24 protein-coding genes are annotated in these 23,175 nt (G+C 70.0%); 12 read left to right on the top strand and 12 right to left on the bottom strand.

The features are described from left to right. Positions 1–425: 425 nt before the first annotated feature. From ACWH43_RS16780 to ACWH43_RS16770, 3 genes are read right to left on the bottom strand one after another with little or no spacing between them, the layout of a single operon-like run. Positions 426–680, bottom strand: a complete 255-nt coding sequence (locus ACWH43_RS16780) for a hypothetical protein (protein ID WP_260348042.1) — start codon at positions 678–680, stop codon at positions 426–428. After that, a complete protein-coding gene (locus ACWH43_RS16775; RefSeq protein ID WP_260348041.1) occupies positions 677–1,492 on the bottom strand; it encodes a hypothetical protein in 816 nt (271 codons plus the stop codon). The genes ACWH43_RS16780 and ACWH43_RS16775 overlap by 4 nt, the downstream gene beginning before the upstream one ends. Further along, the gene (locus tag ACWH43_RS16770) at positions 1,489–2,121 is read right to left on the bottom strand and encodes a hypothetical protein (protein ID WP_260348040.1); all 633 of its coding nucleotides are present in this window, start codon (positions 2,119–2,121) and stop codon (positions 1,489–1,491) included. Before ACWH43_RS16770 ends, ACWH43_RS16775 begins: the two co-directional genes overlap by 4 nt. 291 nt (positions 2,122–2,412) lie before the next feature. Here ACWH43_RS16770 and ACWH43_RS16765 point away from each other — a divergent pair, with 291 nt between their 5' ends. Then, positions 2,413–2,646: a hypothetical protein gene (locus tag ACWH43_RS16765; protein WP_158446784.1), complete on the top strand. Its 234-nt coding sequence runs from the start codon at positions 2,413–2,415 to the stop codon at positions 2,644–2,646. Then, a complete protein-coding gene (locus ACWH43_RS16760) occupies positions 2,643–3,437 on the top strand; it encodes a hypothetical protein (RefSeq protein WP_158446785.1) in 795 nt (264 codons plus the stop codon). Before ACWH43_RS16765 ends, ACWH43_RS16760 begins: the two co-directional genes overlap by 4 nt. Before the next feature lie 21 nt (positions 3,438–3,458). Here the strand turns inward: ACWH43_RS16760 and ACWH43_RS16755 are convergent, their stop codons facing one another. From ACWH43_RS16755 to ACWH43_RS16745, 3 genes are all read right to left on the bottom strand, one after another. Then, a complete protein-coding gene (locus ACWH43_RS16755) occupies positions 3,459–4,091 on the bottom strand; it encodes a DUF1254 domain-containing protein (RefSeq protein WP_448153550.1) in 633 nt (210 codons plus the stop codon). Then, on the bottom strand, positions 4,088–4,663 hold the full coding sequence (locus ACWH43_RS16750) for a DUF1214 domain-containing protein (RefSeq protein ID WP_158448219.1): 576 nt from the start codon (positions 4,661–4,663) through the stop codon (positions 4,088–4,090). Before ACWH43_RS16750 ends, ACWH43_RS16755 begins: the two co-directional genes overlap by 4 nt. A 177-nt stretch (positions 4,664–4,840) precedes the next feature. Beyond that, on the bottom strand, positions 4,841–7,060 hold the full coding sequence (locus ACWH43_RS16745; RefSeq protein ID WP_448153549.1) for a transglycosylase domain-containing protein: 2,220 nt from the start codon (positions 7,058–7,060) through the stop codon (positions 4,841–4,843). 256 nt (positions 7,061–7,316) lie between these two features. On the opposite strand from ACWH43_RS16745, the gene ACWH43_RS16740 reads away from it, so the two are divergent. The 3 genes from ACWH43_RS16740 to ACWH43_RS16730 all read left to right on the top strand — a co-directional run bounded on the left by ACWH43_RS16740 (position 7,317) and on the right by ACWH43_RS16730 (position 11,257). After that, positions 7,317–7,814: a YcgN family cysteine cluster protein gene (locus ACWH43_RS16740; protein ID WP_158443652.1), complete on the top strand. Its 498-nt coding sequence runs from the start codon at positions 7,317–7,319 to the stop codon at positions 7,812–7,814. Positions 7,815–7,999: 185 nt separating this feature from the next. Beyond that, positions 8,000–10,684, top strand: a complete 2,685-nt coding sequence (gene ppdK / locus ACWH43_RS16735; protein ID WP_158443653.1) for a pyruvate, phosphate dikinase — start codon at positions 8,000–8,002, stop codon at positions 10,682–10,684. 3 nt (positions 10,685–10,687) lie between these two features. After that, complete coding sequence (locus ACWH43_RS16730; protein WP_158443654.1) at positions 10,688–11,257, top strand: hypothetical protein; 570 nt, start codon at positions 10,688–10,690, stop codon at positions 11,255–11,257. Between the two features lie 48 nt (positions 11,258–11,305). Here ACWH43_RS16730 and ACWH43_RS16725 read toward each other — a convergent pair whose 3' ends face one another. Continuing rightward, positions 11,306–11,428, bottom strand: coding sequence for a hypothetical protein (locus tag ACWH43_RS16725; RefSeq protein ID WP_260348039.1), 123 nt, complete (start codon positions 11,426–11,428; stop codon positions 11,306–11,308). A gap of 360 nt (positions 11,429–11,788) precedes the next feature. On the opposite strand from ACWH43_RS16725, the gene ACWH43_RS16720 reads away from it, so the two are divergent. The 4 genes from ACWH43_RS16720 (at position 11,789) to ACWH43_RS16705 (ending at position 14,381) form a co-directional block, all read left to right on the top strand. Beyond that, on the top strand, positions 11,789–11,998 hold the full coding sequence (locus tag ACWH43_RS16720; RefSeq protein WP_158443655.1) for a cold-shock protein: 210 nt from the start codon (positions 11,789–11,791) through the stop codon (positions 11,996–11,998). A 176-nt stretch (positions 11,999–12,174) separates the two neighbouring features. Then, positions 12,175–13,647, top strand: coding sequence for a DEAD/DEAH box helicase (locus ACWH43_RS16715; protein WP_158443656.1), 1,473 nt, complete (start codon positions 12,175–12,177; stop codon positions 13,645–13,647). A 189-nt stretch (positions 13,648–13,836) separates the two neighbouring features. Next, a complete protein-coding gene (gene infA / locus ACWH43_RS16710) occupies positions 13,837–14,106 on the top strand; it encodes a translation initiation factor IF-1 (RefSeq protein ID WP_047578165.1) in 270 nt (89 codons plus the stop codon). Between the two features lie 8 nt (positions 14,107–14,114). Continuing rightward, positions 14,115–14,381, top strand: coding sequence for a hypothetical protein (locus tag ACWH43_RS16705; RefSeq protein WP_158443657.1), 267 nt, complete (start codon positions 14,115–14,117; stop codon positions 14,379–14,381). Positions 14,382–14,516: 135 nt separating this feature from the next. Here the strand turns inward: ACWH43_RS16705 and ACWH43_RS16700 are convergent, their stop codons facing one another. Continuing rightward, the gene (locus tag ACWH43_RS16700; RefSeq protein WP_158443658.1) at positions 14,517–15,110 is read right to left on the bottom strand and encodes a hypothetical protein; all 594 of its coding nucleotides are present in this window, start codon (positions 15,108–15,110) and stop codon (positions 14,517–14,519) included. A 176-nt stretch (positions 15,111–15,286) separates the two neighbouring features. Further along, the gene (locus ACWH43_RS16695) at positions 15,287–16,405 is read right to left on the bottom strand and encodes a cell wall hydrolase (RefSeq protein WP_260348038.1); all 1,119 of its coding nucleotides are present in this window, start codon (positions 16,403–16,405) and stop codon (positions 15,287–15,289) included. On the opposite strand from ACWH43_RS16695, the gene ACWH43_RS16690 reads away from it, so the two are divergent. Both ACWH43_RS16690 and ACWH43_RS16685 read left to right on the top strand, forming a co-directional pair. After that, positions 16,404–16,565, top strand: a complete 162-nt coding sequence (locus ACWH43_RS16690; protein ID WP_260348037.1) for a hypothetical protein — start codon at positions 16,404–16,406, stop codon at positions 16,563–16,565. The genes ACWH43_RS16695 and ACWH43_RS16690 overlap by 2 nt on opposite strands. Before the next feature lie 366 nt (positions 16,566–16,931). Next, complete coding sequence (locus ACWH43_RS16685; RefSeq protein ID WP_158443660.1) at positions 16,932–18,179, top strand: MFS transporter; 1,248 nt, start codon at positions 16,932–16,934, stop codon at positions 18,177–18,179. Between the two features lie 90 nt (positions 18,180–18,269). Here ACWH43_RS16685 and ACWH43_RS16680 read toward each other — a convergent pair whose 3' ends face one another. Further along, on the bottom strand, positions 18,270–19,172 hold the full coding sequence (locus tag ACWH43_RS16680; RefSeq protein WP_158443661.1) for a LysR family transcriptional regulator: 903 nt from the start codon (positions 19,170–19,172) through the stop codon (positions 18,270–18,272). A 124-nt stretch (positions 19,173–19,296) separates the two neighbouring features. Next, positions 19,297–20,277, bottom strand: coding sequence for an L-threonylcarbamoyladenylate synthase (locus ACWH43_RS16675; protein WP_448153548.1), 981 nt, complete (start codon positions 20,275–20,277; stop codon positions 19,297–19,299). Between the two features lie 177 nt (positions 20,278–20,454). Here ACWH43_RS16675 and ACWH43_RS16670 point away from each other — a divergent pair, with 177 nt between their 5' ends. After that, positions 20,455–22,230 carry an acyl-CoA dehydrogenase gene (locus ACWH43_RS16670; RefSeq protein WP_158443663.1) on the top strand — a complete coding sequence of 592 codons (1,776 nt, stop codon included), beginning with the start codon at positions 20,455–20,457 and terminating at the stop codon, positions 22,228–22,230. 17 nt (positions 22,231–22,247) lie between these two features. Here ACWH43_RS16670 and ACWH43_RS16665 read toward each other — a convergent pair whose 3' ends face one another. Beyond that, the gene (locus ACWH43_RS16665; RefSeq protein WP_158448218.1) at positions 22,248–23,042 is read right to left on the bottom strand and encodes a class I SAM-dependent methyltransferase; all 795 of its coding nucleotides are present in this window, start codon (positions 23,040–23,042) and stop codon (positions 22,248–22,250) included. Positions 23,043–23,175: the final 133 nt, after the last annotated feature.

Genomic DNA, 23,175 nt, shown 5'->3' with positions numbered 1-23,175 from the left:
TCGAGCGCAGAAAGAGCAAGTGAAATTACGCTTCAAGCGTATCTGAAAGAGTCCAGCATGGCTGAACTACCAGCAGGCTTCCAACTGATCGACGAACCGCCCTCCGATACTGGCAGTGGCCCGCTCGTCGTCAATGTCAGGCCGCACCAGAGGCAGAGCCCCGGACCGGCGCCGGCTGCGCTACCCGAAGGTTTCAAACTCATCGAGGATGCCCCGGCGCCAGTCGCGCCGGCCCCAGACGTGTCAATGGGCCGGTCCGCTCTTCTCGGAGCGCTTCAGGGCGCCACCTTCAATTTCGGTGACGAGATCGCCAGCGGCATCAATGCCGGTAGCCGTCATAGCGGCCCTCGTTCTGGCTCGGATTGACGACGTTCCCATCTCGTTCGCGGCGATAAGCCTCAAGGTGCCCATCATCCGAATAGTCGTCACCCATCGTTCTTCTCCTTCGCATCCGCAGGGGTGGACAGGGCAGAGCGGCCGGCTTCGGTGATGTGGTAGCGGAAATGCGTCGGCGAAAGACGCTCGATAGCTACCAGCCCCTTACGTTCGAGCGATGCTCGGCAGGCGCGCGCCGTGCGTTGGGAAGGCATATGCCAGCCGTAAGGCGCATTCGGGTTCTTGTCGTGCTTCGCCCGCAGGAATTGGAGCGCGCGAATTTCTGCTATGCCCAGCTTGCTCATTCTCCCATTCCCTTCTGATCCGGCGCTGGCGCGGGGGAAAGGGCGGCAAGCTTGCGCGCCCGGTCACAGACCGCGTGCCAGTCGGACGGTCGCAACTTGACAGCCTCCTTCGCGGGGAGGGTTCCGGCGCCGTTCTCTGCCCGCTGGACGGCCTTCATGAGAGATTTGATCGCGTATGCCTCCCCACCCGCAAGGGCGGGCTCGGGCGTCGCGGGAGAGGACAGGGCGGCCTCCAACAGCCGCCTCGCTTCATTCAAGCGTCGATCGTAGGACCGTTCCCCGCTGCAATAATCGTCCAGTTCAGTCAGCAGTCCTATGGCCGCCTCCCGCACGGCACCGCCCGCAGGCGAGGGCCAGAGGGCGTCCTTGCGCGTCTCGCGGAGCAGAGTGCCGAGCGACAGGTCGTTCAGGCCCGTCTCGTGATCTTTCGGCCATTCTCCCCCATCCTCAACGGGCGCCGCGGCCGGGGCGGAAGGGGTGGATTTCAGCGCCGCGAGATAGGCATGAACCGCCGCGCTGGCGTCCTTCAGGTAGTCGGGCGCGACGCGCTCTCCCGCCTTCCAGGCGTCACGACGTTTTGCGATAGCCCGCGCCGCGAGGGTGATTGGGGCCTCGTCCGCCTCCACACCGCCCGCCTCGGAGGGCGAGGGGCGGAGGAGTGCGACGATCTCTTCAGCCGCCTCATCGAAGCCTGTGAGGTAATGGCTGGCGACTGCGGGAGCGATCCCAGTCGCGTCGACCTTGATATGGCGCTTGAGGATGGCGAGAACCCTCTCGGCTTCTTCCCTTGCTGCTGGGGTGGGGCGGGTCATGCTGCGGCTCCGAAAAGGTCTGTGACGGGGCCAAGATCGCCCCACTGGTCAGCCATTGCCTCGGCAATGCCGGGGAAGAAGCGCGAGCGCTCGCGCCAGCGGTTCGGGCCGGGGGGCTGACGGTGAACACGGGCCTCGCGGCCATCGACGATGTCTGTCGGCTTCAGCGCCGGCAGGTTCTTCAGCCAGAAGCAGGTGCGCTTCACTTCTCCATGGCCGAACTGCCACGGCTGCACGCTTTGCGCCGGCTCGCGGTAGTTTTCGATCAACGCCTTCGCATGCCGGTGCATGACCGGGTTTTCGACGCAGATGCGGTCGATCGGCGCATTCCAGAACGCGGAGAACAGCGCCGCACCATCGGCAAGCTCATCCTGCATGTCGTCGACTGTCCGGCCCGGCGGTGGGACTGACAGCCAGCGCACCCCGGAATTGCAGAGCCGCGTGCACGGCGGATGAGCGACCATGAGCAGGTCCCACCCGTCGTTCAGGATGTCGCGGGCATCTCCGACGATATGCCGGTTGCTCCTGTCCTCTGCGGGCAGGAGGTCGCACGACCAGGCGTCATGTCCTCGGGCTGAAAAAGCCCTGCGCACCGTACCGCTGAACTCGCAGGCGACGAGCACGCGCATTGTGGGCGCTTCCCGCCCCTTCGTGTGCTCCCGCTCAGACATGGGGGGAGGTCCGGGGTAGGGGTGAAACCTGTTGAAAGCGGACACCCTTCGTTTCGGCTATGTCCCGCTTTGTTCCGGCAAGGCGTGAAAACTCATGCGATGAAAAAACAATCGCATAAGTCGAGGATTGGTAAGACTGCGTTAACCATGTCGGGCCCTGATGGTCTTGAGAGCTGCGACTCGGGGTGCGGCTTGCGCAACCTCCGTGGCTCCAGCGACCGCAACCACGCGCCGGGCAAGGAGGCGCTCATGGCCGACGTCATCCCCTTCGCGCTCTGGCGGCGCCACCGCCCGCGCTTCTGCGCCTTTCCGCAGGAGACGGCCGAGATCCTGTTCTTCACCGGCGTGCGCTACGAGCGCGCAGCCGAACCCGCGGCCGAGCGCAGCGTAAGGGCCGCCGCGGAGCCGGCCGCCGCGTCGCGCGGCCGCCGCCCGGCGCCGGGCAAGGCGGCCGGGCGCAGGAAGGCAAGGCGGCCGGCGTGACGACAGCTCCGTTCGCAAGGGCGTCCGGCCGGTGCCGCCCCGGCAAGATCGCTTCCGCCCTGCTGCCGGCCTGGCTGGCCTGCGCCTGCACCGCGACCACCGGCGATCTCGGCCGGCCGCGCCCGACCGTCTGGTCCCAGCTTCTGGCGCCCGAGGCGGGCTTCGCCGCGGCGGCCGGGCGCGGCGAGGCCGCCTCCCGCTTCCGCCTGACCGACGACGAGGAGCAGATGCGCGACCGCGCCTGGCGCTTCGTCATGCCGGCCAGCCCGAACAGCGTCTTCCAGGGCGAGGTCTCGAACCTGGCCCATACCCGCATCCTGCCGGTGGCGGCCCAGTCGACCGACGTCTCGGATTACTTTCGCGGGCTGACCGGAATCGCCTTCGCCTCGCAGGCCTCGCGCTACAACCGCATGACCGAGGACGCCAATGCCGACCGCCTGCTGATCGGGCCGTTCCGGGCCAATGCCATGCGGGTGGTGAGCATGGACCGGGTGAGGATGCGCACCGTCCAGGCCTCGCCCGATATCGCGCCGGAGAAGCAGGACCCGGCGCTGGCCCGGGTGATCGAGAACGAGGGGCTGATCTTCTGGGTCTGCGAGCGCCTCGATTTCCGCATCAGGAGCTACCGCCACGCGCTCGCCAATCTCGTCGTCGAGATGCCGTCGCGCGAGGCGGTCAGGGCCGAGCGCGCCATCATGGCGCTGGAGGCCGAGGCCGGCCCGCTCTGCAGGATGCCGCTGAACGACGCCTTCGGCGAGGGCGCGAAGCGCCCCGTGGTCTACAAGGGCTGAGAGCGCGGCGAGGCGAGGGGCTCAGTCCGCCGGGCCGCACCGGACGCCGCCGGCGAGGGCTTCCGCATCGCCCCGGTCGGAAGGCCGCTTGGCGAGCACCCGCGCCACGATCAGCCCGCGCTGCGTGTCCGACACCACGCGCAGCTCGCGGCTGGTCTCGCCCTCCTCGTCATTGGCGACGCGCTCGTCATATTGCCCCTCGGTGAGGACGAGGAATTCGAGCACGCCGCGGATCGCCGCCCGATCGGTGATCGCGTAGATCACGCCGCCGCCCTGGCGGTGCAGCGTCAGGCCGAGCGGCAGGGTCCCGGTTCGGGCCAGGACGCGCACGGGGCCGGCCGCGAGATCATAGGCGCAGACCGCGGTGATCACGTTGGGGTCGGCCTCCTGCAGGGCGGGGAGGGCGCCGGAGCCGCGCGCCAGCGGAACGATCTCGGCATGCCCCTCGGCGCCGAGCTCGCGATAGGCATGGGCCGCGTCGCGCTGCGACAGGACCGGAATCAGCAGGATCGTGACGATGTGCACGATCGCCGCGAGCATCAGGCCGGCCAGCGTCGTCAGGACGAGGCGCATGCCGGCGGCGCGCAGCCGCTGCGGCCAGCGGCGCTGCGCGGGTGCGGGCAGGGGCGCCGCGTCGTGGTCGATCGCGCTCATCGGCAATCCAGGCGGGCGATCCGCGGCAGGTTCGCCGCGCGCGTCTCGCCGGTCTGGCTGGAGACGGGCGTGTCGTAGAGCCGCAGCCGGAACTGGAAGCGGCCGGCAGCCGGCAGGGGCAGCCAGTTGCCGGATTGCGGCGCCGCCGCGGCGACGATCGACAGCGCGCCGTCCTCGCCCCGCACGATCTCGGCATCGCTGAAGCTCGCCCGGTCGAGCGGCAGGGCGAAGGGGCGGCCGGCGCCGTCGGTGACGCCGAGCGTCCAGCCGCGCGTCGTCGGCACGTTGCCGCTCAGCCGGTAGCGGCAGCGGCCGTCGAGATGGGCTCCGTCGTCGCTGCGCTCGGCGATCAGCTCGACCCCTTCGCCGGCGCCGAGCGGCAGATGGACGCCGCGCGCCAGATAGGCCCGCATATAGGGATCGACGCCGCGGCTGCCGCTGCCGGGCCAGGCCATCCAGGAGCCGACCTCGACCTTGCCCACCGCCGGCCGGCCGGCGACCGCCCAATGGGCGGAGACCAGCCCGAGGCCGGCGCCGAGCCCGAGGATATAGGCGAGATCGAGAATCCGCACGCTTGCCTTCCGCGCCCGCTCTGCGTCGCAGGCCGCCGGAGTTGAACCTCGCCGCCGCGGATCGTCAACCGCCAGCCGCCGCCTCGTCCTCCGGGGCTGCTTTGCGCAGCCTGTCTCCGGGCCTGCCGAGGGCGAGGCCCGAGGGCCCGCAACGACGGAAAGGACGAGGCCCGCCCCTCAGCGCAGCCGCGTCTCCGGCCCGGACAATTCGCGGATGCCGACCTGGAGCGGGCGGGCGGCGCTGCGCGAGGGCTCGATGGTCCTGAACATCGCCCCGACGGCCGACAGCACCTCGAAGGACTGCCGCGGCATATGGCCCGCGCCCGGCATGCCGGCGCCGAGCGGGTCGGGCGTGCTGGCGCCGGCCTTGGCGACGGCCGCCGCCTTCGGATCGACCGGCACGCCCGGAATCGGCTTCAGCTCCAGCCCGCGATGGGCGAACTGCATGACCTCCTTGAAGGTCATCGCCGGCAGCGCGCCGCCGGTCAGGTTCGCCGTCTCGGAGGAATTGTCGTTGCCGAACCAGACCGCCTCGACGAGGTTGCCGGAGAAGCCGACATACCAGGCGTCCTTGTAGCCGTTGGTCGTGCCGCTCTTGCCGGCCGTGACCACGCCGTCGAGGGCGGCGCGCCGGCCGGTGCCCTCGGTCGGCACCTTGGCGAGCATGAAGTTCATGTCATGCACGACCTGGGTGCTGAGCACCTGCTGCGGCTCCGGCTCGTCGCGGCTGTGGTCGTAGATCAGCTCGCCCTGCGAGTTGGTGATGTCGATCGCGGCATAGGGTTTGGCGCGCTTGCCGCCATTGGCGAAGACGGCGTAGCCGGCGGCCTGGTCGATCACCGTCACCTCCGCCGCGCCGATCGGCAGCGAGACCGTGTCGGTGAGCGGGGTGGTCAGGCCCATCGCGCGCGCCGTCGCCACGATCTTCTTGCGGCCGATCGCGGCGGCGCGCGCCTCATGGGTCTCGCCGGTGGCGCGGCCGATCGCGATCGACATCTGCACCGGGATCGAGTTGATCGACTTCGCCAGCGCCACATAGAGCGGCATCGAGCCCGAGAACGAGCCGCCATAGTTCTTCGGGCACCAGTTGCCGATGCAGACCGGCCGGTCGGTGACGATGCTGTTCGGCCGGTAGAGCCCGGCCGAGAGCGCCGTCGCATAGACATAGGGCTTGAAGGAGGAGCCGGGCTGGCGCAGGCTCGCCGTCGCGCGGTTGAACTGGCTCGCGCCGTAGTCGCGCCCGCCGACGATGGCGCGCACCGCCCCGTCCGGGTCCATCACCACCGTCGCCGCCTGCTTCACGCGATAGGCCGGGCCGTGCTGGCGCAGGATCGTCTCGATCGCCTCGTCGGCGCGCTCCTGGATCGCGGCATCATGCGGGGTCCTGACGGTGAGCACGCGGTCGGAGCCGAGCTTGCCCTCCTCGGCCAGCTCCTTCACCTGGTCGAAGGCCCAGTCGAGATAGTAGTCCGGGCTGGAATCGCGCTTGCGGTCGACCGGCGTCGCCGGGTTGCGCTTGGCGCTGTCGACCTGGCCGGCGGTCATGAAGCCGGCATCGACCATGGCGTTGAGCACGTCGTTGGCCCGCGCGCGGGCGGCCGGCAGGTTGACATGCGGCGCATATTTCGTCGGCGCCTTGAACAGGCCGGCGAGCATCGCCGCCTCCGCCAGCGAGACGTCCTTCACCGACTTGCCGAAATAATACTCCGCCGCCGCCGCGACCCCGAAGGTGCCGCCGCCCATATAGGCGCGGTCGAGATAGAGCTTGAGGATCTCGTTCTTGCTCAGCCGCGCCTCCAGCCAGAGCGCCAGGAAGGCCTCCTTGATCTTGCGGTCGAGCGAGCGCTCGTTGGAGAGGAACAGGTTCTTGGCGAGCTGCTGCGTCAGCGAGGAGCCGCCCTGCACCACGCCGGAAGCGCGGGCGTTGACGGTCAGCGCCCGGAAGGTGCCGATCACGTCGATGCCGAAATGGTCGTAGAAGCGCCGGTCCTCGGTGGCGATCACCGCCTTCAGCAGATGGTCCGGCATCTCCTCGAGCTTCAGCGAGTCGTCGTGCCTTGCGCCGCGATGGCCGATCGGGTTGCCGTAGCGGTCGAGGAAGGAGACGGCGAGCACCTGGCTCTTCAGCGCCTCCTCATTGCCGATGCGGAAGGCCGGCAGCGCCAGCATCAGCAGGAACAGCGCACCGACGATGCCGATGTTCAGCCCTTCGCTGGCAAGCTCGGCGGCGACGCGCCGGACGCCGGTGACGGTGAGGCGGTCGGCCTGGCTGCGGATGCGCTCATAGATCTCGCCGGCCCGGCGACCCGCGCCCCAGAGCCCGGCATCCAGCCATGAATCGACGGCGAGCGCTCCGCGCTTCAGCCGCGTCCTCCAGCCTGCCTTCCTGAACTCCATGGCCGTTCCAGGCTTCCCGAATGGCCCCCGACACAGTCCTGCCGCGCGATTGCCGCCTTGGCAACAGGAGAGCGCCCGGAATCGGACACATAATCACGACGCGCGCCCGATGAAGGGCGGCCCGGCGAAATCCTTATGCCAACGGCGTGAATCGACTGCAGGAAACGGGCCGGCGGCGCCGTCCCGGATCGGGACAGCCGCGGCTCGCGGGCCTGCCGCCCTTCCATCTTCCGCCGCATCGGCGCATAAGCCAGCCATGAAGCCGAGCAGCGCCGCAACCGAACCGTTCTGGCGAACCACGCCGCTGGAGGCGATGGACGCCGCGCAATGGGAGTCGCTCTGCGACGGCTGCGGGCGCTGCTGCCTCGTCAAGCTTCAGGACGAGGACACCGGGCATCTCTACGCCACCGATATCGGCTGCCGCCTGTTCGACGCCGGCAATTGCCGCTGCCGCGACTATCCCAACCGCTCCGCCGTTGTTCCCGACTGCATCACGCTGACGCCGCAGGAGGTGCGCACGCTGCCCTGGCTGCCGCCGACCTGCGCCTACCGCCTCGTGGCGGAGGGGCGGGACCTGCCCTGGTGGCACCCGCTCGTCTCGGGCGATCCCGAGACCGTCGTCGCGGCCGGCGTCTCCGTGCGCGACCGCGTCTTCGCCAATGAGGACGAGGTCCCGGAGGAGGAGGTGGCGGAGCGCATCGTCGCCTGGCCGCTGCGCTGGCCGCGGGCCGCGCGCAACCGGTCCGCGACATGAAACATCGCTATCTGTGCGGCTGCGGAAAGTTTGTTGCACCTGCTCATTGATTGTTCATGTCGTTTTGGGCATGACCGCCCCGTCCCGCCGCCCTGTGCCCATAGGGTAGGGGCGGCTCGCGCACGAAACTTTCGCATTGCCGCGGCGTTTGTTGGCGTCCGGCTGCAAACGAAGAGGTTGAAGTGATGGCAGGTGGGAAGTGGGTCTATACCTTCGGCGACGGCAAGGCCGAAGGTGAGGCCGGAATGAAGAATCTGCTCGGCGGCAAGGGTGCGAACCTGGCCGAAATGAGCAATCTGGGCCTGCCCGTCCCGCCCGGCTTCACCATCACCACCGAGGTCTGCACCTACTACTACGATCACGGCAAGCAGTTCCCGGCCGATCTCGACGCACAGGTCAAGGCCGCGCTCGCCGGCATGGCCAAGCTCACCGGCAAGACCTTCGGCGACCCCGCCAACCCGCTGCTCGTCTCGGTCCGCTCCGGCGCCCGCGCCTCGATGCCCGGCATGATGGACACCGTCCTCAATCTCGGCCTCAACGACGAGACGGTCGAGGCGGTCGCCAGGGCTTCGGGCGACGCCCGCTTCGCCTGGGACAGCTATCGCCGCTTCATCACCATGTATTCCAACGTCGTGCTCGACATCGACCACGGTCTCTTCGAGGAGGCGCTGGAGGACTACAAGGAGCGCAAGGGCTACCACCTCGACACCGACCTCAAAGCCGACGACTGGAAGGTGCTGGTCGGCAAGTACAAGGAGATCGTGAAGAAGGCGCTCGGCTCCGATTTCCCGCAGGATCCCGAGCAGCAGCTCTGGGGCGCGGTCGGCGCCGTCTTCTCCTCCTGGATGAACGCCCGCGCCATCAAGTACCGCGAGCTCAACAGCATCCCGGCCTCCTGGGGCACGGCGGTCAACGTCCAGTCGATGGTGTTCGGCAATATGGGCGACACCTCCGCCACCGGCGTCGCCTTCACCCGTAATCCCTCGACCGGCGAGAACGCGCTCTATGGCGAGTTCCTGATCAACGCCCAGGGCGAGGACGTCGTCGCCGGCATCCGCACGCCGCAGGACATCACGGAGGCGGCCCGCAAGGAGGCCGGCTCCGACAAGCCTTCGATGGAGACGGCGATGCCGGAGGCCTATGCGGAGCTCGTCCGCATCTACGGCATCCTCGAGAAGCACTATCGCGACATGCAGGACATGGAGTTCACCATCCAGGAGGGTAAGCTCTGGATGCTGCAGACCCGCTCCGGCAAGCGCACCGCCAGGGCGGCGCTCAAGATCGCGGTCGACCTCGCCGATGAGGGGCTGATCAGCGAGGAGGAAGCGGTCGGCCGCGTCGAGCCCTCCGCCCTCGACCAGCTCCTGCACCCGACCATCGACCCCAAGGCCGAGCGCCGCGTGCTCACCACCGGCCTGCCGGCTTCGCCCGGTGCAGCCGCCGGCGAGATCGTCTTCAACTCGGACGATGCCGAGGCCGCCAGGAAGGCCGGCAGGAAGGTCATCCTCGTCCGCGTCGAGACCTCGCCGGAGGACATCCACGGCATGCACGCCGCCGAGGGCATCCTCACCACCCGCGGCGGCATGACCTCGCATGCGGCGGTGGTGGCGCGCGGCATGGGCAAGCCCTGCGTCTCGGGCGCCGGCCAGATCCGCGTCGACTACGCCAAGCGCACGCTCTCGATCGGCCCGACGACGCTCAAGGCCGGCGACGTCCTCACCATCGACGGCGGCAACGGCCAGGTGCTGCTCGGCGAGATCAAGATGCAGCAGCCGGAGCTCTCCGGCGACTTCGCCAAGCTGATGAGCTGGGCCGACAAGGTCCGCCGCCTCAAGGTCCGCGCCAATGCCGAGACGCCGGAGGACGCCAGGACCGCCCGCAAATTCGGGGCGGAGGGCATCGGGCTCTGCCGCACCGAGCACATGTTCTTCGACGAGAGCCGCATCCAGTCGGTGCGCGAGATGATCCTCTCCGCTGACGACAGGGGCCGCCGCGCCGCGCTGGCCAAGCTCCTGCCGATGCAGCGCCAGGACTTCGTCCAGCTCTTCACCATCATGAGCGGGCTGCCGGTGACGATCCGCCTGCTCGACCCGCCGCTGCACGAGTTCCTGCCGCAGGGCGAGAAGGAGATCGCCGAGGTCGCCGGCGCGCTCGGCGTCACGCCGGATGCGCTGAAGCACCGCGCCGCCGAGCTGCACGAGTTCAACCCGATGCTCGGCTTCCGCGGCTGCCGCCTCGCCGTCGCCTTCCCCGAGATCGCCGAGATGCAGGCCCGCGCCATCTTCGAGGCGGCGGTGATCGCCGCCAAGGAGACCGGCAAGCCGGTGATCCCGGAGGTGATGGTGCCGCTCGTCATGGGCAAGCCGGAGCTCGACCTCGTCAAGGCGCGCATCGACGCCATGGCCAAGGCGGTGATGCAGGAGAGCGGCACGACCATCGACTATCAGGTCGGCACCATGATCGAGCTGCCGCGCGCCGCTTTGCGCGCCGCGGAGATCGCCGAGAGCGCCGAGTTCTTCTCCTTCGGCACCAACGACTTGACCCAGACGACGCTCGGCATCTCGCGCGACGACGCCTCCTCCTTCCTCGGCTCCTACACCGCCAAGGGCCTGCTGGAGGCCGATCCCTTCGTCACCATCGACCAGGAGGGCGTCGGCGAACTGGTGAAGCTCGCCGCCGAGCGCGGCCGCAGGGCCCGCTCCGGCATCAAGCTCGGCATCTGCGGCGAGCATGGCGGCGACCCGGCCTCGATCGGCTTCTGCGAGAGCGTCGGGCTCGACTACGTTTCCTGCTCGCCCTTCCGCGTGCCGATCGCCCGCCTCGCCGCCGCGCAGGCGGCGTTGGGGGCGATCAAGCCGAAGGACGGCTGAGCCGTGGCGGGCCCGCGGCTCAGCGGCTTCGGCGGCGGGCTGCTGCTCGCTCTCGGCTGCGGTTTCGCAATCCCGTCCGAGGCCGGGACGCCGGATCTTTGCAGCGGTCAGCCCGCCGCCATGCAGCAGCCCTGCCGCGAGGCGCTGAAGCTGCTCGTGCAGGGCGGCCCGCAGGAGTCTGAGCCCGAGCCGCAGCCGGCGCGCCGCATCCTGGCGACCGGCACGCCGGAGGGCTGGCGTTACGACTACGTCCAGCCGGGCGGCATGGGGCCCGACGATGCCTGCGTCGTGGCCGGCGAGCTGGTGGTTCCGGCCGACACGCCGGTGCGTCTTCTGGTGACGGCGAGCGATACGATCCGCCCCTGGCGGCTGCCGCAATTCGGCCTGGCCCTGACCGGGGTTCCCGGCCGGGTCGAGGAGGCGACCGTCAAGCTTCCGGCGGGAGAGGCCGGCGGCGGAGCTTCGGCGCCCGGGGGCGGCGAGCAGCCGGTCGCGGTCCGGGTGCTGGCGCCCGAGGCCTATGCCGAATGGGAGGGAAAGACCCTCCCTCCGTCCTGCTTCGCCTCCGGCTGAGAGGGAGGCGGGCGGCGCCGCGCCGCGCCGGTTTGCGCAGGCCGGCGATCAGTCGATCCAGAGGCCGTGCCTGCGGTGCCAGTCCCCGATCGATTCCTCCGGAGAGTCGTCGAAGCCGAGGTCGTTCGCCCCGATCGCGGGCTCGACCCAGCCGGCCTCGAAGCGCAGCATGACATGCGTCTTCTCGGGAGCCGGCGGCTCTCGACCGAGAAGCGGGCCGCTCCGCAGCGGCAGGAACCCTTCAGCGTCACGGGCATGGTTCAGCCTCCATCCGCCCGTGGACACGCGGTCGCGCGGCGTGGTCCGGCGGCCGTCGGGCGCCTTGCTGGACGTTTCTTGCATTTCGTGCTATCCGCACTGACGTAAGACGAGATGCGGCCGGGTTCTGGCCACTCCTCCGCTTGCTGGTCCCTCCGGCTCGTGGGCATGAATCAGATCCACCACACATCGCTACAAGGCCATGGCGAGGCGTCCGCGCGTCACGTCGTGTCATCACGATAGACGCGGGATCTGAATGCAAGGACATTTGCCATGAACAAGGGCACCGTGAAGTGGTTCAACGCCACCAAGGGCTACGGCTTCATCACCCCTGAGAACGGCGGCCAGGACGTGTTCGTCCACATCTCGGCCGTGGAGCGCGCCGGCCTGCGCGAGCTGCGCGACGGCCAGGTCGTCTCCTACGAACTCGTCGCCGATCGCAAGACCGGCAAGACCTCGGCCGGCAACCTCGTCGCCGAGTGAGATGACCGATCGACCGGGCGCGCTTCGAGCGCCCCGGTCCACGACAAGCCTGCCGGCGCTGTGGCTAGCGGTTCGCCGGCGGGACCGATTCTTCGATATCCAGGCCGGGTACGGGCCGGCGGCGCAGCCGAAACCACATGCGCCCCCCGTCGCCACGGCGCCCAGAAAGCTCCTTCTTGACAAAGTTTACCGATCTCGGCCTCGCCGAGCCCCTTCTCAAGGCGCTCGCGGCCGAGGGCTATGAAACGCCCACGCCGATCCAGGCGCAGGCCATCCCCCATATTCTGCAGGGTCGCGACCTGCTCGGCGCCGCCCAGACCGGCACCGGCAAGACCGCGGCCTTCGCGCTGCCGATGCTGAACAAGCTGCTGGCGACGCCGCGGCGCCTCTCGCCGCGCGCCGTGCGCGTGCTCATCCTGTCGCCGACGCGCGAGCTCGCCGCCCAGATCGAGGCCTCGACCCGCGCCTATGCCCAGTTCACCACGCTGAAATCGACGGTGATCTTCGGCGGCGTGCCGGTCGGCAAGCAGATCCGCGCGCTCGGCGACAAGATCGACATCCTCGTCGCCACGCCCGGCCGCCTGATCGACCTCGTCGACCAGCGGGCCGTCTCGCTGCGCGAGATCGAGTTCCTCGTCCTCGACGAGGCCGACCAGATGCTCGACCTCGGCTTCATCCACGCGCTGCGCCGCATCGCCACGCTGATCCCGAAGGAGCGCCAGACGCTGCTCTTCTCGGCGACCATGCCGAAGCCGATCCGCGAGATCGCCTCCGCCTACCTCACCGACCCGGTCGAGGTCGCGGTGACGCCGGTCGCCACCACGGCGGAGAAGATCGACCAGCGCGTCGTCTTCACCGAGCAGGGCGACAAGCCGGCGCTGCTGGCGAAGACGCTGAACGTGCCCGAGCTCGAGCGCGCCATCGTCTTCACCCGCACCAAGCACGGCGCCGACAAGGTCGTGCGCCAGCTCGGCCAGGCCGGCATCGAGGCCGCCGCGATCCACGGCAACAAGAGCCAGGGCCAGCGCGAGCGCGCGCTCGGCGCCTTCCGCGACGGCTCCTTGCGCATCCTCGTCGCGACCGACATCGCGGCGCGCGGCATCGATGTCGACGGCATCAGCCATGTCGTGAACTTCGACCTGCCGAACGTGCCGGAGACCTATGTCCACCGCATCGGCCGGACGGCCCGCGCCGGGGCGGCGGGCATCGCCATCGCCTTCTGCACGCCGGAGGAGCGCGGCGACCTCGCCGCCATCGAGAAGCTCACCGGCGTCAAGCCGGCGCCGATCGGCGAGGTGCCCTATTGGGACGGCCGCACGCCGAAGAAGCCGCAGCCCAACCGCGGCGGCGGCCGCGGCCAGCAGCAGGCCCGGCCGCAGGGCCAGGGCCGGCCGCAGGGCCAGCAGGCCAAGCGGCAGGATGGCAAGCGACAGGACGGCCCGCGCAGCCATGCCGGCGGCGCTTCGCGCCCGGACCGGACGGAGCGCCACGAGCACCGGCCGCGCAATGCCGAGCGGGCGCAGCGCCCCGATCAGGGCCAGCCGCGAAAAGAAACCGCTTCCGCGAAAGAAGGGCTTGGCGGCGTCGCGTTCTTGCAGCAAAGAACACAGCAACCACGCACCAACGGCGCCCGGCGGCGCGCGCACTGACGCGCGCTCGGCCAGAACGGGGCAGGCCTCTCCGATGACGGCCTGCCTCCGCGCCAGGAGCCGGATCCGGCCAGGTTGTTCGATCTGGCCGGCGAATCCGTCTCCGGACTACTGGTAGGGGCGCGTGCTCCGGTCAGATTGCCACGCAACCTGGCCGGCGCGTAATCCAGGGCTCACGAAGGACGACAGATGGCGAAAGAAGAACTGCTTGAATTCGACGGCACCGTGGTGGAGGTGCTCCCGGACGGCAACTACCGGGTCAAGCTCGACAATGATCACGTCATCCTGGCCTATGCGGCCGGCAAGATGAAGAAGAACCGCATCCGCACCATCGCGGGCGACCGCGTCATCGTCGAGATGTCGCCCTACGACCTCGACCGCGGCCGCATCAACTTCCGCCAGAAGACGGCGGGTCCGGCGCCCGGCGGCCCGCCGCGCCAGAATTTCCGCCGCCGCTGAGCGAAGCGATGCGCCTGTCGCGGAACGAGCTTCTCTTCGTCGCGCTGGGCGCCCTTCTCGGCGCCGTCGTCGCCTGTGCCGCGAAAGCCGGTCTCGTCGCGCGCGACGGGGCCTTTCCGCCTTTCGTCATCGTGCTGCTCGGCCTGGGACTCGCCGAATTGCTGTTCGGCCAGGCCACTGGCCGCTCGCCGGGCACGCTGGTCGGCATGCCGGCCCGCTTCCTCGCCTTCGTCGTCGGGGTCTGCGTTCTCCTGCTCGGCGAACGCTACGTCTGACCGCCGCGCGGCCCGGCGCTTCCCATCCGGACGGGCACAGGCCGCCGCGCCCAGAAAAAACCCCGGCGCGGGGCCGGGGTGTCAGTGGTCGTTTCCGTGGATGAAGGGTCTGCGTGAATCAGTTCGGCGCCGGGCTCAGTAGCGGGCGCGGGACCAGTATTGCGAACCGGGGCTGACCAGGACCTGGCGCTGCCGCGTCGCGTAGACGGCGGGGATCTCCTGCCGGACGACCCGGGTGGGACTCACCATCACCTTGCGCTGGCGCTGCGTGTAGACGGCGGGAATCGTCTCGTAGTCGACGCTCGCCGGCGAAACCTCGACCTGGCGGCTCCGGTAGCCGTATCGGGCGGGGACATCGACCCAGCAGCCGACGGTGTTGCCCCAGGCGTCCCGGGTGACTTCCCAGCGGCGGCCCGCCGGCGCGATCAGCACCTTTTCCGTGACGGTCTCGTAGACCGCCGCCCGGTGATGCGGGATCTGGCGGGCCGGGGCGATCATCACGTTTTCGGTGACGGTCTCGTATTCGGCGGGGACGACATGGCGCTGCACCTGCGCCGGGCGGAGCTGATAGGTCTCGTCCACGGTGCCGTAGACCGGCGGCGTGGTGACGAGGTTGTAGCAGGCCGAGCCGTGGCAGCCGCCGGCCTGGGCGGTGCCGGCGCCGAGCATCAGAAGGATCGTGAAGGCGGAGGCGGCGAGAAGCGGCCGGGATGTGAGCGAGCGCACCATGTTGGACCTGACCTGTCGGTTCCGGCGTCTCTGCGCCGTTTCTTGGGGTCAGGAAGCCCGCTCCGGGTGATGAACGCAAGGTAAACGCTGAAACAAGGTAAAATTAACCACATCCGCGGCGCGGCGGGTGCGGCCCGATCTTGCGTTCAACGACCTGGAATCGCTGGCGATTCCGTTCAGGTCTGGCCGGGGCGGAGCTGGTAGAAGACGTGCTGGCCGATGGTGTCCATCTTCTTCAGCCGCTTCGCCCAGTAGGGCCTGACATAGCGCGCGTGATAATGCGTCGAGGCGCCGACCTCGGCGAGATAGGTCGTGCCCTCATAGACCTCGCGGGCGATGCGCACGGCGTCGCGCCAGGGTCCGGGCTCGGTGATGCGCAGCGACTTGCCCTCGCAGGCGAAGGTGAACTGGCAGGAGAGGTAGCGGTTGGCGTTCTGGTAGACCGTGCCGCAGACGCTGTTCGGATAGAGCCCGCTCTTCACCCGGTTCAGCACCACCTGCGCGACGGCGGCCTGGCCCTCGGCCGATTCCGAGCGGGCCTCGAAATAGACCGCCTCGGCGAGGCAGCGCTGCTCGCGGGCCATGTTCTCCGGTGCGATCAGCCCGGCATAGCTCTGCCGCACGCCCGGCGCCGCGAGGCGCAGGTCCCGGCTGGCGGGGGCGGATGTCAGGGCGATCTGCTCCGGCTGCGCGCCATGCGGCGGCAGGGCGGGCGGCGTCAGCTCCGCCATGGCGATGGCGGAGCGCGGTGTCGAGGAGCCGTTCTGCAAGGCGACCGGCACGGCCGGCGAGGAACCGTCGATGCTGTCGAGATAGAGCTCCGCCTGCCGGGCGGAGGTGATCCGCGGCTTCGGCGAGACCGGCGAGGACTCCGACAGGGCCGGGTCGGTCAGCCCCTCGTCGAAGGGATAGGGCTCGAAATTGCGCGGCGGCCCGTCCACCGCCTCGGCCGCGCGCATCGCGTCGAGCGAGAAGCCGCCCGAGATGAGCCGGGGCTGCGTGTCGCCGAAGACGACCTGCTCCAATTCGAGGGAGGGCTGGCCGGTCAGCCCCGGCCGCAGGCTCGGCAGCATGTCGCCCTTGGCGGTGCGGTCGACCTCCGGGAAGCCGCTCGCCGAACGCTTCAGGTCCTCGCGCGGCTGCCGCGGATCGACCACGATGCGCCGCTCCGGATCCTCGAAGGACAGGCTCGTCCGCACGATCGCCGAGGTCAGCGCCAGCCCCGGCAGGCGGAAGGCGCTCGCCGCCACCAGCATCGAAGGGCCTTCGGCCAGCTCCGAGGCGGGGCCGGGCATGCTGCGCGGAATCAGGCTGGAGGGCAGGCCGGTCGGCCCGAAATTCTGCCCGGCCGAGGCGGTGAAGGACACCAGCAGCCCGACCGACAGCGCCCAGGGCGCGGCCGTGGCCGCGGCCCATCTGAGCCCCGGCGCCCGTCCGCCCCGCTTCCGTCTGTGAAGACGCAAATGACTCAAAACGACGCACCCGTCCCGGCGACACGGAACCGAAGACGGCCGGCGATTCCCCGTGTCCTCGTTGGAATCCGTTATCGCCTCGGTAAGGTTGAGCGGCGGTTAACGACGGAGCGTTCTTCGCTCCGATCGCCCTCGCCGTCGTTGCGCGGAGCAAGGCGACGAAGCGGTCCAGGGCACCGGGTTGAACGTCTCGCCCAGCCCCCTGGATTGCTTCGCTGTGCTCGCAAGGACGGCTGTGGCGTGGTCACCCATATCGCGGCCGTGATGTCGGGTTTCACGAAAACGCGCTGGTTGCAGCCGGGCCGAGCCGTTAACGTGTAGCCACACAGTCGCCATCTCGGAGAAATGCATGAGCTCCACCCCGGCAAGCGCCAGACCGGCGCGCAGCTACGCGCCGGAGATCATCGTCGCGGCCGGTTGCCTGATCGCGCTGATCACCTTCGGGCCGCGGGCCAGCGCGGGCCTGTTCCAGATCCCGATGACGCTGCAGTTCCACTGGGGCCGCGACATCTTCGGCCTGGCCCTGGCGATCCAGAACCTGCTCTGGGGCCTCGGCGCGCCCTTCGCCGGCGCCATCGCCGACCGCTACGGCACGGTGCGGGTGCTCTGCGTCGGCGCGCTGCTCTATGCCGCCGGCCTCGTCGTCATGGCCTATGCGACGACGCCGCTCCAGCTCCATCTCGGCGCCGGCGTGCTGATCGGCTTCGGTCTCTCCGCCTGCTCGTTCAATCTCGTCCTCGCCGCCTTCGGCAAGCTCCTGCCGGAGCAGTGGCGGCCGATGGCCTTCGGCGCCGGCACGGCGGCCGGCTCCTTCGGCCAGTTCCTGTTCCCGCCGATCGGCAACATCCTGATCGATACGCTCGGCTGGCAGCAGGCGCTGGTGGTCTTCGCCATGACGCTGCTGCCGGTGCTGCCGATCTCGGTCATCCTGGCGACGCGCAAGCTCGGGCCGGGAGCCGGCGCGGCCGCCGCGAGCCTGCCCAACCAGACGGTGATGCAGGCGCTGACCGAGGCCTTCCGGCACCGCAGCTACGTGCTGCTCGTGCTCGGCTTCTTCACCTGCGGCTTCCAGCTCGCCTTCATCACCGTCCACATGCCGGCCTATCTGCGCGACACCGGCCTGCCGGCCTGGGTCGGCGGCTGGACGCTCGCCGTGATCGGGCTGGCCAATGCCGCGGGCTCGCTCTCCTCGGGCTGGCTCTCGACCCGGATGCCGAAGCGTCATCTTCTCGCCTGGATCTATTTCGGCCGCGCCGTCGCGATCGCCGCCTTCATCCTGATCCCGGCGAGCCCGCTGACGGCGCTGACCTTCGGCGTGGTCATCGGCCTGTTCTGGCTTTCCACGGTGCCGCCGACCTCCTCGCTGGTCATGCTGATGTTCGGCACGAAATACATGGCGATGCTCTATGGCTTCGCCTTCTTCTCGCATCAGGTCGGCGGGTTCCTCGGCGTCTGGCTCGGCGGCGTCCTCTATGAATCGATGGGCAACTACCAGTTCGTCTGGTGGCTCTCGGTGGCGCTCGGCATCGCCTCGGCGCTGATCAACCTGCCGATCGTCGAGCGCCCGGTCGAGCGGCCGCAGGCGCAGCCGGCCTGATCCGGAAGGGGCTCGCCGCATGGGCGACGGGGTTGCGGCGGCGGCTCGCCCGCCGCTGCGACCTCGTCGGCCGTCGCGGCAATCGCCGCGCTACCCGGAGCCCTCGATCAGCGCCCTCTGCCGCATCAGTTCGCCGAAGCAATAGTCCATGAAGGCCCGCACGCGGGGCACATGGCGGATATCGGGATGGGTCAGCACCCACAGCCCCGTCGCGAAATCGGGATTGGGCGGCATCAGGCGCATCAGCCCCGGCCGCCGGTCGGCGATGAAGCAGGGCAGGGGACCGATGCCGAGCCCCAGCTCGACCGCCTCGGTGATGCCGAGCACGGCGGAGCTCTTCAGCGCGATCCGCTCGGGCGCGACATGCTCGCGCACGAAGCGCGCCGCCTTCACATGGGCGAGCTGGTCGCCGAGCGCGACCCAGTCGCGCCGGTAGAGCGCGGCGGGGTCGGCCTGTTCCGCCGTCGCGCCTTCGGCGGCCCGGCCGTAGATCGCCCAGGCGAGGGTGGCGACGCGCCGCCCGACCAGCGTCTCGCCCGGCGTGTCGCTGGCGCGGATCGCGACATCCGCGTCGCGCTTGGACAGGTTGAGCGCCTGGTTGCCGATCACGACATCGAGCCGGATCCCCGGATGCGCCTGCCGGAAACCGGCGAAGATCGGCAGCAGCAGATGCAGATGCAGCGTGTCGGTGGTCGTGACCCTGACCTCGCCGGAGGGGGCGACGTCGCGCCCGGCGAGGCGGCGGGAGAAGGCGGAGACGTCCTCCTCCATCCGGCCGGCCAGCGCCGCCATCTCGGCGCCGGCGACGGTCGCGACATAGCCGGTCTTGCGCCGCTCGAAGAGCGGCATCCCGACCATCTCCTCGATCTGGCCGAGGCGCCGGAACACGGTGGAGTGATTGACCGACAGCGCCGTGGCGGCGCCGGTCAGCCCGCCATGGTCGCTGATCGCCTTGACCAGGCGGAAATCGTCCCAGGCGAGCTTGGAAGCCATGGCGCGTCTTCTCCCGCCGCAACGCAAGCCGATATCTTGCATCGATGCAAGTTGACCATGCTGTGCCTTGGCCGAATGGCCCGGTCATCCCCGGGTCTTCCTCCGCTCGCCCCGGATGACCGCGCTATCGTGGTGCGGCCGCGCGGCGCAGCCGGTCGTTGATCGCCTCGCCCAGCCCCTGCTCGGGAATGCGGGCGACCGCGATGGTCGCCGGCCCGCTTGCGTCGAGGCGGCGCAGATAGCCGAAGAGATGGGCCGCCGCCTCGCGCAGGTCGCCGCTCGGGCTCAGATTGAGCGCCTGCGGATGGTCCTGCCGGTCGGGGCCGAAGCCGAGCCAGGCCTCGCCGTCGCGCGGCGCCTCGGCATCGAGCCTGACGCGCGCCGCCGGGGCGTAATGGGAGGCCAGCAGGCCGGGCGAGATCGGCGCATGGCCGGCGTCGCCGGCGATCGCCAGCGGGCGCCCGATCGCGTGCTCGATGGCCTCGCGCGGCACCCCGCCGGGACGCAGCAGGCGCGGCGCGCCGTCGAGGCAGGCGACGATGGTCGATTCGACCCCGACCTTGGTCGAGCCGGCGTCGAGCACGGCGTCGATGCGCCCGCCGAGATCGGCGAGGGCATCCTCGGCGCTCGTGGCGCTGATCCGGCCGGAGCGGTTGGCGGAGGGCGCCGCGATCGGCCGCCCGGCCGCCGCCAGCACCGCATGCGCGACGGGATGGGCCGGGACGCGCAGCGCCACGGTGGCGAGGCCCGCCCGGGCGAGGTCGCTCACCGTGCAGCCGGGAGCGGCCGGCACCACCAGCGTCAGCGGCCCCGGCCAGAAGGCTTGCGCCAGCGCCAGCGCATGGGCGTCGAACAGCCCCTGCCGGCGGGCGCTCGCCAGATCGGGCAGATGCGCGATCAGCGGGTTGAAGCTCGGCCGCTCCTTGGCGGCGTAGATGCCGGCGACGGCGGCGCCGGAGGTGGCGTCGGCCGCGAGGCCGTAGACGGTCTCGGTCGGCAGGGCGACGAGCCCGCCCGCCCGCAGCAGCGCCGCCGCCTCGGCGATTCCGGCGGCGTCGGCGGCGAGGCGCCTGGTCGGGCGGGAAGAGGAAGGTTGCTGATTCAAGCGAGATTGACCGGATATGGTTTATACATAAACTAACTCGCCGGCGGCGCGATACGGGACGAAGGTCGCGCTCGTCTGCGCGTGGCATAGGCGATAGTTCCTCGCTACCATCGCGGCAACGGCAAAAGCGGGGCGCGGCGGCGTTTCGGTCCGGCAGCGGCCCCAAGGAGATGATCGATGAGCTATCGCGCCCCGGTTTCGGACATGCTGGCGACCCTGCGCCATGTCGCCGGCCTCGACCGGCTGATCGCCGACGGGCTGGCGCCCGAGCTCGAGGGCGGCGTCGCGGAGGCGGTGCTCGACGAGGCGGCGAAATTCGCCGCGGACGTCATCGCGCCGCTGAACCGTGTCGGTGATCTCAACGGCTCGAAGCTGAAGGACGGCGCCGTCACCACCCCGCCGGGCTGGAAGGAAGCCTACAAGGCCTGGGCCGAGGCCGGCTGGAACGCGCTGCCGGCGCCCGAGGCCTATGGCGGGCAGGGCCTGCCGGCGCTGCTGCAATCGGCCTGCATCGAGATGTGGAACTCGGCCGCCTTCGCCTTCGCGCTCGGCCCGCTGCTGACGGTCGGGGCCATCGAGGCGCTGCATGCCCATGGCTCCGAGCACCTCAAGGAGACCTATCTCGCCAAGCTCGTCTCGGGCGAGTGGATGGGCACGATGAACCTGACCGAGCCGCAGGCCGGCTCCGACCTCAACGCGCTGCGCAGCAAGGCCGAGCGCGCCGGGGACGGCACCTATCGCATCACCGGCCAGAAGATCTTCATCACCTATGGCGAGCACGACCTGACGGACAACATCGTCCATCTGGTGCTGGCGCGCCTGCCCGACGCTCCTGCCGGCACGCGCGGCATCTCGCTCTTCCTGGTGCCGAAATACCTGGTCAATGCCGACGGCTCGCTCGGCGCGCATAACGACCTGCGCTGCTCCGGCATCGAGCACAAGCTCGGCATCCACGCCTCGCCGACCTGCTCCATGGCTTTCGGCGACAATGGCGGCGCGATCGGCTGGCTGATCGGCGAGGAGAATCGCGGCCTCGCCTGCATGTTCACGATGATGAACAATGCCCGGCTCAACGTCGCGCTGCAGGGCGTCGCCATCGCCGAGCGCGCCTATCAGCAGGCGCTGGCCTTCGCTCATGAGCGCAGGCAGGGCACCGCGCTCGACGCGCCGAAGGGCGCCCCGATGAGCCCGATCATCGTCCACCCGGATGTGCGCCGCATGCTGATGGACATGCGCGCCAAGACGCAGGCCGCCCGCGCCATCTCCTATCAGGTCGCCGAGGCGCTCGACCGTTCGCATCGCGAGGCCGACGAGGGCAGGCGCAAGGCGGCGGCCGAGCGCGCCGCCATCCTCACCCCCATCGCCAAGGCCTATTCCACCGATATCGGCATCGACGTCGCCTCGACCGGCGTGCAGGTCCATGGCGGCATGGGCTTCATCGAGGAGACCGGCGCGGCCCAGCATCTGCGCGACGCCCGCATCGCCGCGATCTACGAGGGCACCAACGGCATCCAGGCGATCGACCTCGTCACCCGCAAGCTGCCCCTGTCCGGCGGCGAGGCGGTCAAGGCGCTGATCGCCGAGATGCGCGGCATCGTCGCCGAGGTCGAGCGCGCCAACACGCCGGGCTTCGGCCATGCCGCGGCGCGGCTCGGCGCGGCCGTCGACGCGCTGGAGCGCGCGACGCAGTGGATGCAGGCGGCGCTCGGCGCGGCTCCGGCCGACGCCCTGGCCGGCGCGACGCCCTATCTCAAGCTCTTCGCGCTCGCGCAGGGCGGCACCGGGCTGGCGAGGAAGGCGCTCGCGACCCGCTCGGAGGCGGAGAGCGCCGGCGACCTCGCCACCGCCCGCTTCTATGCCGAATATCTCGCGGCCGAGGCGCCGGCCCTCGAGCTCGCCGTGACGGAGGGCGCCGGCGCCATCGCCGATGCGGCGGCGGTCTTCGCGGCGTGAATGGCTGGCGGCCTCGTTCAGGCCGGCGCGCCTTTGCGTGCGCGGATATGCAGGAACAGCGGCGCGACCCGCGTATCGGCGAGATAGGGCACCGCCCGCGCCGTCTGCGCATCGACGCGGGGCTCGGCCATATGCTCGATGGCGAGCCCGGCCGCGACGATCATCGCAACCCATTCGCTCAGGGTGCGATGGAAGCGCGGCACGCGGAACGGCTTGACCGCCGCCTTGACCTCGGCCGGCGCGGCGCCGAAGCGAAAGGTCTCGATCTCGCCGTCGACGCCGTCGAAATAGCGCCCGACCTCGATCGCGCGGATGCTGCCGTCCGCCTCGCGCAGCACCTTGCGATAGGGCGGTGCGAAGCAGGGATGCAGGATCGAGAACTGCAGGAAGCCGCCGGGCTTCAGCACCCGCGCCGCCTCGCCCAGGGCACGATCCTGCCGGGGCATGTCCATCAGCGACATGAAGGCGGTGGCGAAGTCGAAGCTGGCATCCGCGAAGGGCAGGGCGGTGCCGTCGGCTTCGCGATAGGCGATGCCGAGCGGCTGCGCGTCCTCGGCTTCGCGCGCGTGCCGCACGAAGGTCGGCGCCATGTCGATGGCGGACATGCGGGCTCCCGCCTGCGCCAGCTTGCGGGTGTTGCCGCCTTCGCCGCAGCCGATGTCGAGGCCGCACAGCCCCGCGATCGGCGGCAGGTCGGCCAGGAAGGCGGGCGTGTTCAGGCCGTCGCGATAGAGGTCGTATCCGGCGCGCGCATGCGCCGTCCAGGTTTCGGCATTGGCCTCCCAGAAGGAGGCGGCATCGGCGCTGTCCATGGCTCTGCTCCGGTTCGGGGGGAGGGGGGCTATAGAGCAGCGGTCGGTTCGTGGCTAGCCGATTTCCTTTCCACCCATGCGGGTCATCCCGGGCGCAGCGAAGCGGAGACCCGGGATCCATGCCTGAGCGTCT

It is taken from the genome of Allobosea minatitlanensis, assembly GCF_964020775.1.
This window is presented reverse-complemented; position numbering and strand designations above follow the sequence as displayed.

Bases quoted from the DNA above. Each gene is read 5' to 3' on its own strand.
- ACWH43_RS16685 (WP_158443660.1), top strand. From the start codon at position 16,932: ATGAGCTCCACCCCGGCAAGCGCCAGACCGGCGCGCAGCTACGCGCCG.
- ACWH43_RS16695 (WP_260348038.1), bottom strand. From the start codon at position 16,405: ATGCCCGGCCCCGCCTCGGAGCTGGCCGAAGGCCCTTCGATGCTGGTG.
- ACWH43_RS16740 (WP_158443652.1), top strand. From the start codon at position 7,317: ATGAAGCCGAGCAGCGCCGCAACCGAACCGTTCTGGCGAACCACGCCG.
- ACWH43_RS16755 (WP_448153550.1), bottom strand. From the start codon at position 4,091: ATGAGCGCGATCGACCACGACGCGGCGCCCCTGCCCGCACCCGCGCAG.
- ACWH43_RS16775 (WP_260348041.1), bottom strand. From the start codon at position 1,492: ATGACCCGCCCCACCCCAGCAGCAAGGGAAGAAGCCGAGAGGGTTCTC.
- ACWH43_RS16705 (WP_158443657.1), top strand. From the start codon at position 14,115: ATGCGCCTGTCGCGGAACGAGCTTCTCTTCGTCGCGCTGGGCGCCCTT.
- ACWH43_RS16670 (WP_158443663.1), top strand. From the start codon at position 20,455: ATGAGCTATCGCGCCCCGGTTTCGGACATGCTGGCGACCCTGCGCCAT.
- ACWH43_RS16765 (WP_158446784.1), top strand. From the start codon at position 2,413: ATGGCCGACGTCATCCCCTTCGCGCTCTGGCGGCGCCACCGCCCGCGC.
- infA (WP_047578165.1), top strand. From the start codon at position 13,837: ATGGCGAAAGAAGAACTGCTTGAATTCGACGGCACCGTGGTGGAGGTG.
- ACWH43_RS16700 (WP_158443658.1), bottom strand. From the start codon at position 15,110: ATGGTGCGCTCGCTCACATCCCGGCCGCTTCTCGCCGCCTCCGCCTTC.
- ACWH43_RS16725 (WP_260348039.1), bottom strand. From the start codon at position 11,428: ATGCTGCGCTTCGAGGCCGGCTGGGTCGAGCCCGCGATCGGGGCGAAC.
- ACWH43_RS16720 (WP_158443655.1), top strand. From the start codon at position 11,789: ATGAACAAGGGCACCGTGAAGTGGTTCAACGCCACCAAGGGCTACGGC.
- ACWH43_RS16665 (WP_158448218.1), bottom strand. From the start codon at position 23,042: ATGGACAGCGCCGATGCCGCCTCCTTCTGGGAGGCCAATGCCGAAACC.
- ACWH43_RS16780 (WP_260348042.1), bottom strand. From the start codon at position 680: ATGAGCAAGCTGGGCATAGCAGAAATTCGCGCGCTCCAATTCCTGCGG.
- ACWH43_RS16690 (WP_260348037.1), top strand. From the start codon at position 16,404: ATGCTGCGCGGAATCAGGCTGGAGGGCAGGCCGGTCGGCCCGAAATTC.
- ACWH43_RS16745 (WP_448153549.1), bottom strand. From the start codon at position 7,060: ATGGAGTTCAGGAAGGCAGGCTGGAGGACGCGGCTGAAGCGCGGAGCG.
- ppdK (WP_158443653.1), top strand. From the start codon at position 8,000: ATGGCAGGTGGGAAGTGGGTCTATACCTTCGGCGACGGCAAGGCCGAA.
- ACWH43_RS16770 (WP_260348040.1), bottom strand. From the start codon at position 2,121: ATGCGCGTGCTCGTCGCCTGCGAGTTCAGCGGTACGGTGCGCAGGGCT.
- ACWH43_RS16680 (WP_158443661.1), bottom strand. From the start codon at position 19,172: ATGGCTTCCAAGCTCGCCTGGGACGATTTCCGCCTGGTCAAGGCGATC.